Consider the following 14,674-nt stretch of genomic DNA (forward strand, 5'->3'; position numbering starts at 1 on the left):
GCCTGACCGGGGTTGGCAACGCGGCCGTCTCGATTTCATCGTGTTCAAGCCATTGATGCGTGCGCCGGTGTTGAGTTCCCACGCCCGACCGAAGAGATCGGCGCTGCGAAAATTACCCTCGACGCGCGCCCCGGTGTTGGAACTGTAGCCGGCGCCAAGAGAAATCTGGTAAGGCGCTCGCTCGCGCAGACGGACAATGATCGGCACCCGCGACGTTTCATCGCTTGGCGCGGCGGACTCTTTTGCAGCCTCGCTTTCTTCAAGCCTGAGCACATCAGGGGCCCCGCTATCCCCGTCTGCGGGCGAAGCGTTACGTTCCAGCTCGACCGATACCGAGGAGAAATATGGCGTGTTTTGCAGCGCTGCCTGCACGGCCAGCAGGTCTTCCTGCCGGTAGGCGGCACCGGGTTGCAGTCGCCCGCTGTAGCGTTCGACCAGGGCCGCTGGATAGCGCTGCAGGCCAACGATGTGAATTTCGCCATAACGGTAACTGGGGCCGGCATCGTAGACCAGATGCAGATCGACACGCGCCGCCTCGACATCGACCTCCGCCTGGCTTGATAGCAAGCGCGCTGAGGCATGGTCGACGGCCATCAATTCACGCAGCAAAGCCTGCTTGGCATCATTCCAGACCGACTGCCGGAAAGCAGCCGCACTCGGTAGCGCCCAGTTGTCGATCAAATGCTGGCGGCGCTCGGCGGCAAGCGCACTGCGGATCTCTATTTGCACACTGCCGATGTGTGCTTGCGGCCCCGGTTCGACCTGCAGGACAAGCCCGTCTGCGCTCTCAAGCAGCTCTATTTTCGGGGAGAAGTAGCCTTCGGTAGCGAGCAGTTCGCTGGCTTCCTGGCGCAGCCGGCGTTCAAGCGTAGTTATCCCCGTAGCGTCCTGCGCATTGCTCTCCAGCCCGGCCAGCGGCAGGTAGCGCTCCAGTAACTCGCGCACTTCTGTCGGTGCCACCAGCTGCGGCGTTGCAGAAGCAGGAAGGCTCAGAGTCGCAGCCAGGCACACGGTGAGAATAAAACGCAAAATGGTCATTTCAACAGTCGGGGCTTCGGGTAAGGCTTGAGGTAGCAACTTTATTGTTACCTGGCTGCATTGCGACGGGAACCAGGGTACCTCCGTCGAAGCGGAAAAGTCGGGTGCGGTCGGAACGATTGGATGCGCGGAGCATGGCAGCTACCTGAGCCAGGTAAAAAGAATCCAGGCATTATATCGGCGCTTGCTTGACGCTTGAAACCAGTTAAAAAAGGATTTCGTCTGGAATATCTTTACATTATCCTTTTTGGTCACCCCCAGTATCTTGTGGGTCGGGCTTCAGCCCGACGTTCTTTGATTCTGCGTTGATTCTGCTCTGCTGTCGAACTGAAGCCTGGCCTGAGCGAAGGAAATTTGCCCCGCAGAAAACCCCCTTGGGATACTGAACCACAAGGTTTCGTTTTGCATTGCGGTAAAATTCATCTTCCATATTTTCAACGAGAACGCTATGGCCGAAATTCAACGTGATTTAACCCGTACAACGCTGGCGATTATTTGCATTCTGCTGCTGATTGCCGCTTCACTCTGGGTTCTACGCCCGTTTCTGGCGGCTACGGTGTGGGCGATCATGGTCGTGGTTGCCACCTGGCCGCTGCTCAAGTTGCTTGAACAGCGGTTCGGCGGTCGGCGCGCCCCGGCCGTTGCCGTAATGACGCTAGCCATGTTGCTCCTGTTGGTCGTTCCTCTCTGGTTGGCGATCAGCACCATTGCCGAGCACGCTGACGAGATTACCAATCTGGCCAGAAAATTCGCCGCTACGGGTTTGCCGCACCCACCCGAGTGGGTGGGGACTTTGCCTCTGGTTGGTGGAAAAGTCACCGTGTTCTGGGTGCAATTGGCAGATGCCGGTCCGCAGGGCATCATAGCCGAGGTCGAACCCTATACCGCGAGTGCCGGTAAATGGGTTATTGCGCAGGCCGGCGGCTTGGGGTTCATGCTCATTCAATTTCTGCTGGTGGTGATCTTGTCGGCCATCCTCTACGCCAGCGGGGAAGCAGGTGCGTCCAGCGTGCGGCGTTTTGGCAGTCGGCTGGCTGGCGAACGCGGCGAAAATGCCATTATTCTGGCGGGGCAAGCCATCCGTGGCGTGGCCTTGGGGGTGGGGGTCACCGCCATCATTCAAACAGTGCTCGGTGGCGTCGGTCTGGCGATTGCCGGAGTTCCTTTCGCGGCACTGCTCTCGGCGGTAATGCTGATGCTGTGTATCGCCCAGTTGGGGCCGGGGCTCGTACTCTTTCCGGCCGTCGCCTGGATGTTCTGGATGGGCGATACCGGTTGGGGATCATTTCTATTGGTGTGGAGTTTGATCGTCGGCACACTGGACAATTTTCTGCGCCCCATACTAATCAAAAAAGGAGCGGATTTGCCGCTGCTGCTCATTTTTGCCGGCGTCATTGGTGGCATGTTGGGCTTTGGCCTGGTCGGGATTTTTATCGGCCCGGTAGTTCTGGCCGTGACCTATACCCTGCTTGAGGCCTGGATTGCCGATGCGCTAGGCCATGCCAACACTGACTGATAGCTCTACGGGCGTCACTTGATGGCTCGTTGCTTTAGCGCCAGCTCGATAGCGTCGAGTAACGACTGATCGTTCATCGGCTTGAGCAGATAGGCGATCGGTTGCGTCAGCATGGCGCGTTTGCTGCGGAGAAATGTGGCTGACCGACATCCGAGCGTCAACCAAAAAACAAGGTGCGTTTAACCTAAAAACCTCACCGCAAAGGCGCAAAGACGCGAAGATCGCAAAGAAAACACTGGGTTGCAGCGTTTTCACCATTCACCGTTTGGGTGAGTGGCATCAACAGGCTCGATAAAGGCCAAACTGTTGATTTTCTTTGCGAAACTTTGCGTCCTTTGCGCCTTTGCGGTAAAGAACTGAGGTTTTTAGGTTTAAAGGCTAACGCACAAAATGTTAACGCCGTTTCGGTAGGTGAAGGCAATACGGCCAAGAATGCTGTTGGCGCAATCAAAGGCGGCACCAAGATTCAAGGCAATACCAACATCACGGCCAAAGCCAAGAACGTCAATGCCGTTGCAGTCGGCGAGAACAACACCGCGACCAACAACGTTGGCACGATCGGCGGACAGTAATTATTTTTTTCGGCTTAGCGCCAGAGGGCAGATTTGCCTCTGGTTTTTCTTGCTGCTTGATCATTTTGATAATTCAACGCGGCTGAGGCTGAAAGAGGTATTCACCTCCTTCGGTGTGGCCGGCCGATAGCACTGCGCCGTATTGGGGCTCCTGAGTAAATTCCTTGGTGACCCGACCATGAACAGTGCGCCAGACTTCCTGTCCCGGTGTGGTGCCGCTGACGGCATCGAGCGTCTTGATAAGGCTCCAGGCAAAGATAGAGTGCCCTTCCTTGCCTTCGTCAGAGACCGGTTCGTCACCGCCTGAGGAGAATACCAGCACCGAGCGTTTCCTCAGAACCTCCTCTGGCTTTGGTGCTTCCTTGTAGTCGACCTTCTGTTCACGAGTCAGTGAGCCGGAAAAGCAGCTATCCGACACTAAAATAAGCTGCCGGGCGCGAATGGCCGCGAGTAGTTTGGAAATGTCCTTGTTTGAAACCCAGTTGCCAGCTGTCTTGACCGAACCATCAATGGGAATCCAGAAGCCCATGTTGGTGTCTTCCATCAGATAGCCGTGACCGGCGTAGAAAAGAAGTACGCTATCGTCCTCCTTTGCATTGGCGGCAATGTCATTCAATGTCTCAATGATTTGCGCCTTCGAGGCGTTCTTTACGACCTTTGCGTCGTAGCCGAAGTGGCTGCGAAGTACCGCAGCAATCTTCTCGACGTCGGCAATCGGGGTTTCCAGACCGGGAATAGGCGCCTTGTAATCATTGTTCCCGAACAGCACAGCCAGTCGCCGACGTTCAGGTGGCGCGGCAGGAGTGGGGGCCGCTTTGGGTGTCGCTTCTTCAGCTATGGCGATGAGTGCAGGTTGAGCACTCGGTTTTGCGCTGGCGATGGGGGCTGGTTTTGGCGAGACAAGTTCAGGAACCGGTGGTTTGACTGCGGCTGAGACCGGTGGCGACGGATCGGGCCGTTTAAGACAGAGCATTCCTTGAGCCGGCGATCCGGGAGGGCATTCCGGCACGTCGGCCGCCGCCGGGTTCCGGCGCAGTTCCTCAAGGGCTTCCTGGTAAAGCAGCGTACGCGCCTGGTGCCGCTGCATTTGTATCGCCTGGAACTGCGCCATGCCAGGGATGCCGCCAGCGAAGGCCGGCGGACGCATTTGTGCCAGCGCCGGGTGGGAAATCAGGGACGCAGCCAAAAGCAGTAGATATGAACTTTTCATGGCGATTCCTCGAGAAGTAAAGACCAGTTACGGGTCCAGCAGCAATCGTGATCATAGCCCTTTACCGGGCGAACCTGACCACCCTTGCCAAGAGCGAATTGTTCGATGACAGAAAGAGGAACGATCTCATCATCGCTGCCGATCCAGTGCGTTGCCGGAGGGAGTTTTCCCGGAGCGAGTAGCGGGTCGAGCGAGCCGGCCAGCGGCGAGATGCCTTGTAACCGGGTCCACTGACCGACCGCCAGTGGTGAAGCCACGGTGATCAGCGAGGTGACATCCTGGCGGCGCAAGGCAAGCAGCGCGGCAATTACGCCGCCACCGGAATAGCCAACCAGCCTGAGTGTTACGGCCCTGGTTTGTACTTTCAGAGTGTCGAGGGCTTGGCCGTACGCCGTTAGAACCTCCGGAGCAAAGCGTTGCGTCGTCCACCAGATTGGCGAGCAGTTTGCCAGGGCGGGTGCATCAAGGTATTGGCAAGGACGTCCAAGATAGGCGACTGCATCGCCGGGATCGATGGCAGCCAAGGCCAGTGCGGTTGGCTTGAAGGGGGTTGGATCGCGTGGCGGGTGATAGGCGGTAATCCATGCCGCACCATCGCCTTCGATGTAGATGGTCAGCGAATCAGTGCGGCTCTTCCTTTTTACCAGTGCCAACAGATCGAAGGCTCCAGAAGGGATTGAATTGGCTGAAAAACCTCGCTCCTCGCCCCAGTTGACTACGTGCTGTCTTGAACCTCCAAAATGATCCGGGCTTGCGCAAGCAGCCCCGAGAAGGCAAAAAGCCGCGCTCTGGAGCGCGGCTTTAATGGGGAAAAACCCCTGACGGGGCATCAGAATCGGACGTTGATGTTCGCCATCAGACTATCGTTCTTTGAATTGGTACGACCAAATTCCTGACTGTAGGCGATTCCGCCGGTAGCTTTGTTAGGCAAGTCGAAAAAATTCACCCCCAACGTACACAGCGTGGCGTTTTTGCCAATTTCGTCAACCGTAATGTTTGAAGAGGAACGATCATCCGTGGTGAAGGTGATGCCGGCATAGGGCATCACGCCATTCATCCAGTAGCCTACCTGAACGCCAGCACGGAATTGATCGAGCTTGTTTTTGTTCTTCGTGTAGAGATTGACGGTACCGTTAGTCTTGGAATTGCCATAGTCCTCTTCGGCATGCAGGTAACCCAGCTTGCCGGTCAATTGAATGTTCTGGAACCACTGGTTATAGGAAAGATTGAGCGCACCAAACAGGCGGTCTGCTTCTGATTTTATACTGTCATCTACGTTCAGTTTGCCGTTGCCAAACCCCACGCTGGCGTCAAGAGCCAGTTCCTTGCTTAGCTGCATTCCGAAATAGGGCGCAATCAAGTAACCGCTTGTGCTGATGCTGTTAGAGGCGTTGTTATTAGTACGTCCCGTACCGTCGCCATCATCGAAGGCTGCTGAAATACCGATGACCATAGTCGATGAAATAGCATAGTCGGCACCGATGATAGGGGTAACAATATCGTTGCTGTTTTTGGTGATGCCGTTGCCGGCATTTGTATAGTCAACTTTCGTATTGTTGAAGGTCAGGTTGCCCCAGACATTCCATTTGTCAAGCTGAGCCCCGGCGGCCATGCCGGTAACGCCATTGCTGGCAACTTGTGTTGGTCCGCTGGAAGAGAGCAGGCGATTCGATAACGAATTGGATATCGCACTGGATTGGGCAATCGTGCTCGCATTGATTGTTGCCTGCGAAGTGACACTTCCTCCGAAGCACTGCGGGTGATTTGAAACTATGTACTGTGCTTGGGCAATATCTCCGATGCCTACATAATAGGCATAGCTACTCAACGGGCTAGCACAGGTAGAAGTGCTAGGGCTGCTAGGGCTGGTCTGTGCCGATGCAACGCCGCTGATTGTCAGGATGGCTGCCCCTGCCAGATAACGCATGAATTTATTGCTCATAATCAAATACCCCCATAAAAAATAAAAAACCGGCATTATTTTCCGCCGCCCTCTTTAAAATTTCTCACAGCCTTCTGGTAAAGCGCTATCACCATCCGCGCTTCCTGATCTGCCGGACGCGTAGCCCGCAAATCCGACAACACCTGCTCGACCCGGTCAATCTCTCGCATCTCGAACAGGGCAGAAAGCAGAAATAGCTCCGGATTCAAATCTCCCTGAACGGCCTCCATGCGCATCTTGCGATATGAATCCTCGACCCTTTTGATCGAAGACTCTCCACCGATGCTGCGCAACCTAGTATTGCCTCCTCGTGGTAATGCACCGGTTGTCGGCGTCTTTTCAATCTGTTTCACCATTCGAACCGATAGAACTTTAACAATAACATCAGGGGCAGACCAGCCAAATCCTTTGCCTTCCGACTCCATAATCTCGATTCTTCCCGTCCCTTGCCAAATTTCCTGACGGCCACCATCAAAAAAAATGAGTTTCAGTAGTGCCGGGTTGTCCACCAACAACTGGTCACCCTGCTGTAGCCTGCTGAAGGGCTGAAGAGCTTGTATTCCTTGGGGTGTAAGCAAATTTGCCGTGCCTTGAAGCCCCGTAATCATGGCCACATCGCTTCTTTCCTGGGCACTGGCAATGGCAATAAAACCAAGCAAAAACAGAGCAAACAACCGACCAAAGGCGGTCCGAAATGGGAAATTCACACTGTTGTATTTGCACAACGCGCGAATCATCTTCTTAGTTCTGCCAAAGGCGCTTCGGGAAACCCGCCCAGGAATTTTGCCCGCAGGCTCTCGATTTCCTTCTCCGTGAGTCCGACAAGACGGGCATTGAAGGCTCGCTGATCGGGGGTGTAGAGGAGGTAGGCCTGGGTTTCGTTGACCATCATCTCTTCATTGTCCGGGTTGTAGCTGCTGTTGGAGAGGAACTTCCGGAAAGCCGCGCGCTGCCCCTCGGACATCGCGTTTTTCCAGAACTGCCGGCAATAGTTGGCGTAAAGCGGGTTGGTGTAAAACACCGCATGACTTATTTCGTGCATCAGGATGGTTTTTCTGGCCAGCGAGGTGACCTGCGGCCCCCCGTTGCTGGCTAGCGTTTCCTGAGGAATCGACAGAATGACCGCTTGCGGCCTGATCGCCTGGAAGAAACCGGTTCGTTCCACCATCAGGCGATAGTCCAGCAACAGCCTGCGTAAAGCGACTTCTTCGGCATTCAGTTGAATGCCGCCCATGTCCGCCAGATTGAAAAAAACCACCAGTTCGGACACCAGAAAATCGTTGCCATAAGCAAAAGTCGCCTCATTCTTGCCTACCGACCGGATGAACTGAGCGAGTTCATCGTTGTTCATCACCCGGGTGCGCGATGCGCCAATCCGCTCGATGAGCGCGACCACCCGGTTGAACATCCTTCCCTGTTCGGGCAGGTTCGGGAAATCGATAATCTGGATAAGCGCGCGCCCCCCGTACTCGAAAACAGAAACCTTGTCGTTACGGTTACCCAGGATCGTGCTGAAATCAGCCGTCTGTCCCGAAGCAAGGGTATAGGCGCTTCCCTCTTCAGCGCTCGCCGGCGGAAGAAACCCGCCAAACGCCAGCAGTAAGCAACACAGGGCACGAAGTAGATTCATTTAGGGACTTTTGTAGGCGTCCATGCTGAAACGATGGGCTCGCTCAATGTTATAGGTTGTGATGTCCCGGTTGCTGGGTCGAACGGGCTGGTTGAATCCGCCCGTTCCGCTCGCCGGTGGGTAATACGGCATCACGCTGTAGGGCCAGGCGTAAAGCGCCGGGGGGCCACCCTGATTGGTGTTGGCGTAGGTCTCGGGATAGTAATACTCCTGGCTGAAGGCATGCGCCCGCCCGATGTTGTAGGTCGTCACGTCACGGTTGCTGGGGCGCGCCGTCGCGTTGATTCCCGATTGATAGACGACCGGCGGGTAGGCGCCGTAAGGCGACGAAGCGCGCAGCAGCAGGGGCGGATAATTAACAAAGTAGGGAGAAGGCGGCAAAATGGCCATCTCCCGGGCTTGCGGCGAAGCAAAAACGATCGAGTGCAGGGCCGGGTGTGCGTACACGTAGGCCGATCCGACCGAAACGGCCCGGCCACCCTCAAGGAAAACGATCTCCGCAGTTGCCGGAAAAGTTGCCAGAAGGCCCAGTGCGCAAGCGAGGGTATTTAACGTGAAAGTCGCGCTAGCGACTCTCGAACCTCCCCTCGCCCTCGGGGAGAGGGGTCGGGGGTGAGGGAGAGGCTTGTCGAAGGCGTTCATTTTCCGTCTCCTGCGTCGCTGACGCTGACCGAACCTCCCTTGCGCTGGATCAGGTAGACCTTGCCGCTTTTCGGTGACTTGTAGCGCGTGACGTTGGGCGGAACATCCTTGCCGTCAATCGCTACGCGACCATTGATGACGGTGACGCCCTCAACATCGGCGTCTTCTGAAATGCCGCCGACGGTCACGCTGGCTTCATTGCCCCGACTCGAGGTGCTGGCGGCGCCATCGGAGCGCGCATTAACGCTCCCGTCCTTGCCGATCCTCACATCCTGTCCCGGTGTGGTGACACTGATTTGAGCCTGAGCCCCGCCGCCAATAAACAGGAAACCAACGAGGGCAAACAGACAAAGTTGTGACTTTTCCATGACGAACCCTTTCGCGTTATTTTCTACAATTTACATTAACGGCTGAGTTGCCCCGTTCGTTGACGTTGATGTTGCGCTCAATAACGGTTTTGTCACCAATGGTGCCAACAGAAATCGATACATCACCACAGGCCCGGCTGGTGGCCGACGAACCGGCCGGTTGAGCGTAAGCGGCGGCTTTCAGGCGCGCCCTCTCCGCGTCGGTGAGCGGCGCATTGCGCAGGATGATTGTTGTGTTTTCATCGTCCGGATGCGGCTGTGTCGGCTGGCGTAAATAATCCTGGGCGTCGCGACTGGAACGTTCTGCGTTGTTGCCACGATCGAGAATGCCATCTTCGACGACCAGCGGAGCCGCCTGCTTTCCGCTTTGCTGGCGCGCTTTGTCCATGCTCCGGCCAAGGTTCTTCTCGTTGCGCGTTTCGTTGTTCGCGGGCTGGATGATGACGATCTCACCCGCCTGAGCGAGCGCACAGAAGGATAGCGTCAGGGATAGGGTCGCGATTGCGGCAATGCGTAATTCCACGACCCATCTCCCGAAAAGGCTATCAGTTTCTATTGAATCAATTGAGTCTATTGAATGACGATATCGAGCTTCGCTTCGGCCACCCCGGGGTTGGCGGCACGGAAAGCTTTCCCTATCTCGTCCATCGATCCTACTTTCAACGGCGTCAGGTCGGCGCCCTTCAGGTTGGCCGGAAGCGATAGATCGCGCGAGCTTCCGTAGCAGACGATTTGTTCGCGCCCCGTCTTGTCGAACTTGATCTGGAAGGGCGAGTTTTCCGGTGGCAACGAGATGGAACGATTCGCTTTCATGAACGGATCCGGGCTGAAGCGGTTTGGATGTATCCGGGCAATGGTTCCCGACGTGTCTTTGTAGTAGCAGTACAGAATGCCATCCGCACCGAGTTGCACTTTGGCCTGGAGTAATTCCTTCAGCCGGTAGGTGGGACGTGTTCCCCGGTCACTGTCGAGCTTCACTGTCATCATGCCCTGGTTTTCGCCGCGCGGCACGGCGGCAATGGCAATCGATTTCGCGTTGGGGTCGGCCATGATCGGCTGGTCCGCATCGAGTAGCGCGTAGTACAGGTCAAAATTGATGCGGCCATCCGCAACCAGCGCGTTTTCAGCCTGGTATTTACCGACCGCACCGGAAAGGTCGCGCGAGGTTACGCCATTGATCGGGCCCGAATACATATTCATCCCGGCCAGCTTGCGCTGTACCAGCTTGATGCGATCCTCCGGGGTCATTACGTCATACCATTCCATGGCCTGTTCGAGCATCAGCGGATTGGTCTTCTCGATTTCAAGGCACTTCCAGTAGGGGGTGCTGGTCAGTTTTCCGATGACTTCGATCATGCCGAGTTCGACCAGGGCGCGGACGCCGCTGCCGAGTCCTTCCGCCTTGTTCAGTGACATGTTGAAGGAGAAGCCGACCTTGCCGATCTTGCCCCCCGCTTCCTTCGAATCGCCCATGCGCGTGACGATCAGGGAGTTGCTGGCATTGACGCCCGGCATGATCATGCGCGTCGTTGTTTCGCCGATGTTCATGTCCATCGAGACGACCGACGAGACTTGGTCCTTGCTCATCCCCAGGTCAAGCCAGGGAAGGGATATGCCGCCGCCCCGTTGCGAGTCGATGGCATTCTCGTCAAGCTGGGTGATGGCGCCGCGAATGTAGTAATTCGGGAGCTTGTGCTGGAAGGCGCCGGCCGCCTGCATGTCCTGGAAGAGCGCCAGGAGGTCGTTACGCTCGGTATCGTAGTCGATGAAGGCCAGTGCTTTGCTCTTGATCGACATCCTCGAGGCGGCGCTGATCAGCATTTCCTTGGTGCCGGCCATGACCTTGCCGGTCGAGTCGGGGATGCCGGCCGTTGTGATAACGATGTCTTTCTTGCCGTAGGCCAGCAGCAGATCGTCCATGCAACGCAGGGCCGGGGTGAAGTTCGTTACGGCTTTGGTCACCGGTGTCTTTACGGCGGCGACGGCCGTTGCCGTGTCTGGCCTTGGTGCATCGGTAACGCAAGCCGCCAATACGCTCGTAATGCAAATCCCAGCAAAAACGAGACGCGATCTTTCAAATGTACTGATCATTCTGGTGCCCCCCCGAAAAATTACAAGTACCCTTGTAAAGGTAGCTGATTTTTTGAAAAAAACTTTGCCGAATTTACTGGAGCCAAGTTTTTCTCTTTTTATAGTCTGACACATGTCAACCAATCTAAACAAGATGCGTTTTGCTATAAAAATGTATTGATTTACTTGTTTGTAAATAGTGAGGCGACGAGCTATATTAATGCATTGTGTGTATATTTTTTGGGCTGCCTTAGGGAGATATCATTGAAAACGAACCTGTTAGTTTGTGTTTTATCGGGATTAAGCCTTGCAGGCGCTGCATCTGTCGCTCAAGCCCAGGAGCAGGGCGGAGTTGTTCGCGGGAATACCAACATTAATGTCAATGCTGAAAACGTTAATACCATCGCTACTGGTAGCGGTAATGTTGCTCGTACCAATATCGGCAGCGTGAAAAAAGGCTCGCGGGAAGGTAGCAATGTGACGGTCGACGTCAAAAATGTGTCGAATGTTGTTTCGGGTAGAGGTAAAAAAGGCTGCATCAACATCGGTGTACAAGGTGCCGATCCTGAGTGCAAATAATTCAACAGGGGTAGCTTCAATGTTAAAAAAGTTTTTTTTCATGGTGGTAGCGCTGGCCTTCGTTGCGCCGGCGATTGCCGAAATCAACAAGGGGACACATCTCAATACGTCAGGTCAGACTAAAGTTAACAAGGCGCTGGCACGCGGCTATCAGCAAAGCGGTAATACCGACGGTTATACGCGGCAACAGCAGCAGTCCCAAGTCAACATAGGCAGTAAAAAAGCAGGAACCTGCAACATGAATATCGGATCAACACAGCCCGGTCAAAAAAATGCCAAAGAAGTGATCGTCACCTCGAAGGAGATTATTAATGTTTGCAAGTAAGAAGCAATGTCACGTTTTTGGCTTGGCGGTTGGGCTACTTGTTCTGTCTTCTGGGTTAGCAACGGCCGGCGACGTGACGCTGTATGAAAAAGCGCCTAGCGTTGAGGAATTGGAGCGCCAATTGACAGGCGGTGATGGTGCGGGGGGCAAGAAGCAGCCCAGAACGCGATCAATCGTATTTGGTGACTCGGCGCCAGCCCAGCAGGAGTCGGCACCCGCCCCCGTTCCGCAGTCTGATTACCGCCCGTCACCCGCACCCCAAGCCGATTACCGGCCGGCGCCGAAACCGCAGGCCAGGCCTCAGCAGAGTGCTCCCAAGCAGCAGGCGATGCAGGTTGGTGAGAACGCAATCGCTTTCCCGATCAATTTCCGCGTGAATAGTTCGGAGATTCTTCCTGAATCCATTCCTTTCATTGAATCGATTGCGGGTCTGATGCAAAAGGATACGGGAATTCGGTTGCTGGTTGAGGGGCATACGGACGTTTCGGGCAATCCGGCTCGCAACATCACGTTGTCGCGTGAGCGCGCTTATTCTGTCGTGAATTACCTGGTTGAACGTTATCGCATCGAACCAACACGTCTCATGCCCGTCGGCAAGGGTTTCAGTGAAACGCTGGAAGGCATGGATCCAACCAATCCGAAGAACCGGAGAGTGCAATTCCGCATTATCGGTTAAGCGGTGCTTTGAGTTGTACCCCCGAAGCGAAGGGTTCGTGAGGGGTTTTTAATTACATTAAAAGGGGTTTCTACTATGCGTAAATCACTATTTGTTATCGCTATCATGGCTGTTTCCACCGTTGCTTTTGCTCAAGCTTCCGGCGGTGCGAAATCAATGAGTTCGTCCAATCCTAACGCTACCCAAATCCAGGGCAACACCAACATCAAGGCCACCGCCGAAAACGTTAATGCCGTTGCTGTCGGTGAAGGTAATACGGCCAAGAATGCTGTTGGCGCAATCAAAGGCGGCACACAGATTCAAGGCAACACCAACATCAAGGCTAGCGCCAAGAACGTCAATGCCGTTGCAGTCGGCAAGAACAACACCGCGACCAACGACGTTGGCACGATCGGCGGCAAGTAAGCGAGACTTTGTTTTGAAAACCCCAGAGGGAAGATTGTCCTCTGGGTTTTTTTCTATTCCTGGATAGTCATTGCTAAACGGAGACGGACATGCGCAAAATCCTGATTGCACTTATTTTTGCGTTGTCGCCCTTTGCTGCGTACGCGCAGGGAACAGAGGCCGTGCAGCGCTCCAGTAACCCGCTTGGTATGAGAATTCAAGGCAATAAAAACACTCAGGCCAGTCCTGATGCGCAAAACAAAAATACCAATGCCGCAACTGCCGGCGAAGAGAATACAGTTACTAATTCCGCAAATAACGTCAAGAGCAGCACGCAGATACAGGGCGCTACGTCGATCAAGGCCAGTGCAAGAAATGTGAGTGGAGTTGCTTCAGGAATAAATAACGCAGCCGGCAATGAAGTCGGAGCAATAGGCAAGTAAATCCGGTCACGATATTGACCCACCGCTCTACCTCAAGTTGATGAAAAATCCAGGTCTTTATGGCACGCCTACGCCTTGACACGGCGTTCATGCGGGTCAAAATGGAGATCAGATTCCAGTGACTGCACTGAAAACAGTACTTCACCGTCGGTATCCACACTGAAATATCCCGGAAATCCAAGGGGTTTGAGCCATAGGCCCTTTAACCTTCGGGGCATCTTTGCGGCGAATAATTGAGCGCTTCAGGCTCAGTGAATTCGTCCGAAAGAATCAGACCCACCCTGTCCGGACACTAGGCGCGCACTTCACCCCGGAGGAGGGTTTGCGACATTAGCATCACATCCGGCTGCGGTTTTAAGGATCAGCAGATACGTGGCAACTGGTCGCCGACCAGCCAGTCGACAATGCGCCGGCCGCCAAAGGTGGTGGTGAGCTGCACGAAATGATGGTCGTCGGAGATCACCTCGCCGATCTTTGCCGCCTCCCATCCCAGCGGATGTGCACGCATCGCGGCCAGCAGGCGTTCGGCATCGGCACTGGCACAGATGGCAATCAGCTTGCCCTCGTTGGCGACGCAGAGCGGGTCGAGGCCGAGGAATTCGCAGGCGGCGACTACCGGTTTCACCGGAATAGTCTTCTCGTGCAGCATCATGCCGACGCCCGACTGTCCGGCGATTTCATTCAGCGTTGCCGCCAGGCCGCCGCGCGTCGGGTCGCGCAAGCAGCGTATGTCGGCCTTGGTGGCCAGCATGGCGGCGATCAGGCCATGCAGCGCGGCGCTGTCTGATTCAATCTCGGCGTCGAAAGACAGGTTTTCGCGCTTGCTCATGATCGCCACGCCGTGATCGCCCATCGACCCGGAAACCAGCACCACGTCGCCGGGCCGTGCCCGGCTGCCGCCCAGTTGAAGGCCTTCCGGCAGGACGCCGACGCCGGTGGTGGTGATGAAAACGCCATCGCCCTTGCCGCGCTCGACCACCTTGGTATCGCCGGTAACCACTGGCACGCCAGCCTCGCGCGCCGATTTGGCCATCGATTCGACGATGCGCGCCAGGTCGTTCAGTGCAAAACCTTCTTCCAGAATGAAGCCCGCCGCCAGATAGAGCGGGGTGGCGCCCATTACTGCCACATCATTCATCGTGCCATGCACCGACAGGCTGCCAATGTCGCCGCCCGGGAAGAACAGCGGCGACACCACGTGGCAATCGGTGGACATCACCAGTCGGCGAGGATAGGCATTTCAAAGACCCAATCCCAAGTATTCTCGTCCGCAGCATAC

The 14,674-nt window shown here is 55.5% G+C and carries 18 protein-coding genes and 1 pseudogene; 8 read left to right on the forward strand and 11 right to left on the reverse strand.

The genetic code is table 11. The features are described from left to right. Positions 1 to 1,038 (reverse strand): autotransporter assembly complex protein TamA (locus tag ACOYNV_RS20660; protein ID WP_422901700.1); only part of this gene is annotated, 1,038 nt, incomplete at its 3' end. A gap of 448 nt (positions 1,039 to 1,486) precedes the next feature. Here ACOYNV_RS20660 and ydiK point away from each other — a divergent pair. Both ydiK and ACOYNV_RS20670 read left to right on the forward strand, forming a co-directional pair. Continuing rightward, on the forward strand, positions 1,487 to 2,554 hold the full coding sequence (gene ydiK, locus ACOYNV_RS20665) for an AI-2E family transporter YdiK (RefSeq protein ID WP_422901701.1): 1,068 nt from the start codon (positions 1,487 to 1,489) through the stop codon (positions 2,552 to 2,554). Between the two features lie 269 nt (positions 2,555 to 2,823). Beyond that, positions 2,824 to 3,126 carry a hypothetical protein gene (locus ACOYNV_RS20670; RefSeq protein ID WP_422901702.1) on the forward strand — a complete coding sequence of 101 codons (303 nt, stop codon included), beginning with the start codon at positions 2,824 to 2,826 and terminating at the stop codon, positions 3,124 to 3,126. A gap of 73 nt (positions 3,127 to 3,199) precedes the next feature. On the opposite strand, the gene ACOYNV_RS20675 is transcribed toward ACOYNV_RS20670, so the two are convergent. The 9 genes from ACOYNV_RS20675 to ACOYNV_RS20715 form a co-directional block, all read right to left on the reverse strand. Further along, positions 3,200 to 4,336: a caspase family protein gene (locus ACOYNV_RS20675; RefSeq protein ID WP_422901703.1), complete on the reverse strand. Its 1,137-nt coding sequence runs from the start codon at positions 4,334 to 4,336 to the stop codon at positions 3,200 to 3,202. Beyond that, positions 4,333 to 4,989, reverse strand: coding sequence for an alpha/beta hydrolase (locus tag ACOYNV_RS20680; RefSeq protein ID WP_422901704.1), 657 nt, complete (start codon positions 4,987 to 4,989; stop codon positions 4,333 to 4,335). The genes ACOYNV_RS20675 and ACOYNV_RS20680 overlap by 4 nt, the downstream gene beginning before the upstream one ends. 176 nt (positions 4,990 to 5,165) lie before the next feature. Then, the gene (locus ACOYNV_RS20685; protein ID WP_422901705.1) at positions 5,166 to 6,314 is read right to left on the reverse strand and encodes an autotransporter domain-containing protein; all 1,149 of its coding nucleotides are present in this window, start codon (positions 6,312 to 6,314) and stop codon (positions 5,166 to 5,168) included. Next, positions 6,314 to 7,015: a hypothetical protein gene (locus tag ACOYNV_RS20690; RefSeq protein WP_422901706.1), complete on the reverse strand. Its 702-nt coding sequence runs from the start codon at positions 7,013 to 7,015 to the stop codon at positions 6,314 to 6,316. The genes ACOYNV_RS20685 and ACOYNV_RS20690 overlap by 1 nt, the downstream gene beginning before the upstream one ends. Then, positions 7,012 to 7,908 carry a hypothetical protein gene (locus ACOYNV_RS20695; RefSeq protein WP_422901707.1) on the reverse strand — a complete coding sequence of 299 codons (897 nt, stop codon included), beginning with the start codon at positions 7,906 to 7,908 and terminating at the stop codon, positions 7,012 to 7,014. Before ACOYNV_RS20695 ends, ACOYNV_RS20690 begins: the two co-directional genes overlap by 4 nt. Further along, positions 7,909 to 8,550, reverse strand: a complete 642-nt coding sequence (locus ACOYNV_RS20700; RefSeq protein WP_422901708.1) for a hypothetical protein — start codon at positions 8,548 to 8,550, stop codon at positions 7,909 to 7,911. Further along, entirely contained in the window at positions 8,547 to 8,918 is a 372-nt protein-coding gene (locus tag ACOYNV_RS20705) for a hypothetical protein (RefSeq protein ID WP_422901709.1), read from the reverse strand. The genes ACOYNV_RS20700 and ACOYNV_RS20705 overlap by 4 nt, the downstream gene beginning before the upstream one ends. A gap of 16 nt (positions 8,919 to 8,934) precedes the next feature. Then, entirely contained in the window at positions 8,935 to 9,441 is a 507-nt protein-coding gene (locus tag ACOYNV_RS20710) for a hypothetical protein (protein WP_422901710.1), read from the reverse strand. Positions 9,442 to 9,488: 47 nt separating this feature from the next. Continuing rightward, positions 9,489 to 10,838 carry a DUF4384 domain-containing protein gene (locus ACOYNV_RS20715; RefSeq protein ID WP_422901711.1) on the reverse strand — a complete coding sequence of 450 codons (1,350 nt, stop codon included), beginning with the start codon at positions 10,836 to 10,838 and terminating at the stop codon, positions 9,489 to 9,491. Between ACOYNV_RS20715 and ACOYNV_RS20720 the strand changes: the two genes are divergently transcribed. From ACOYNV_RS20720 to ACOYNV_RS20745, 6 genes are all read left to right on the forward strand, one after another. Continuing rightward, positions 10,837 to 11,118 (forward strand): hypothetical protein, encoded by a 282-nt coding sequence (locus ACOYNV_RS20720; RefSeq protein WP_422901712.1) that lies wholly within the window; start codon positions 10,837 to 10,839, stop codon positions 11,116 to 11,118. The genes ACOYNV_RS20715 and ACOYNV_RS20720 overlap by 2 nt on opposite strands. A gap of 134 nt (positions 11,119 to 11,252) precedes the next feature. After that, the gene (locus tag ACOYNV_RS20725; RefSeq protein ID WP_422901713.1) at positions 11,253 to 11,567 is read left to right on the forward strand and encodes a hypothetical protein; all 315 of its coding nucleotides are present in this window, start codon (positions 11,253 to 11,255) and stop codon (positions 11,565 to 11,567) included. Between the two features lie 19 nt (positions 11,568 to 11,586). Next, a complete protein-coding gene (locus ACOYNV_RS20730) occupies positions 11,587 to 11,892 on the forward strand; it encodes a hypothetical protein (RefSeq protein ID WP_422901714.1) in 306 nt (101 codons plus the stop codon). Then, positions 11,879 to 12,568, forward strand: a complete 690-nt coding sequence (locus tag ACOYNV_RS20735) for an OmpA family protein (RefSeq protein WP_422901715.1) — start codon at positions 11,879 to 11,881, stop codon at positions 12,566 to 12,568. The genes ACOYNV_RS20730 and ACOYNV_RS20735 overlap by 14 nt, the downstream gene beginning before the upstream one ends. A 75-nt stretch (positions 12,569 to 12,643) precedes the next feature. After that, positions 12,644 to 12,973 carry a hypothetical protein gene (locus ACOYNV_RS20740; RefSeq protein ID WP_422901716.1) on the forward strand — a complete coding sequence of 110 codons (330 nt, stop codon included), beginning with the start codon at positions 12,644 to 12,646 and terminating at the stop codon, positions 12,971 to 12,973. 89 nt (positions 12,974 to 13,062) lie between these two features. Beyond that, on the forward strand, positions 13,063 to 13,395 hold the full coding sequence (locus ACOYNV_RS20745) for a hypothetical protein (RefSeq protein ID WP_422901717.1): 333 nt from the start codon (positions 13,063 to 13,065) through the stop codon (positions 13,393 to 13,395). Positions 13,396 to 13,756: 361 nt separating this feature from the next. On the opposite strand, the pseudogene hypE reads toward ACOYNV_RS20745, so the two are convergent. Next, a pseudogene (gene hypE, locus ACOYNV_RS20750) lies at positions 13,757 to 14,620 on the reverse strand (hydrogenase expression/formation protein HypE); the annotation flags it as partial. Positions 14,621 to 14,674: the final 54 nt, after the last annotated feature.

It is taken from the genome of Propionivibrio sp. (assembly GCF_049316945.1).
GTDB lineage: Bacteria > Pseudomonadota > Gammaproteobacteria > Burkholderiales > Rhodocyclaceae > Propionivibrio.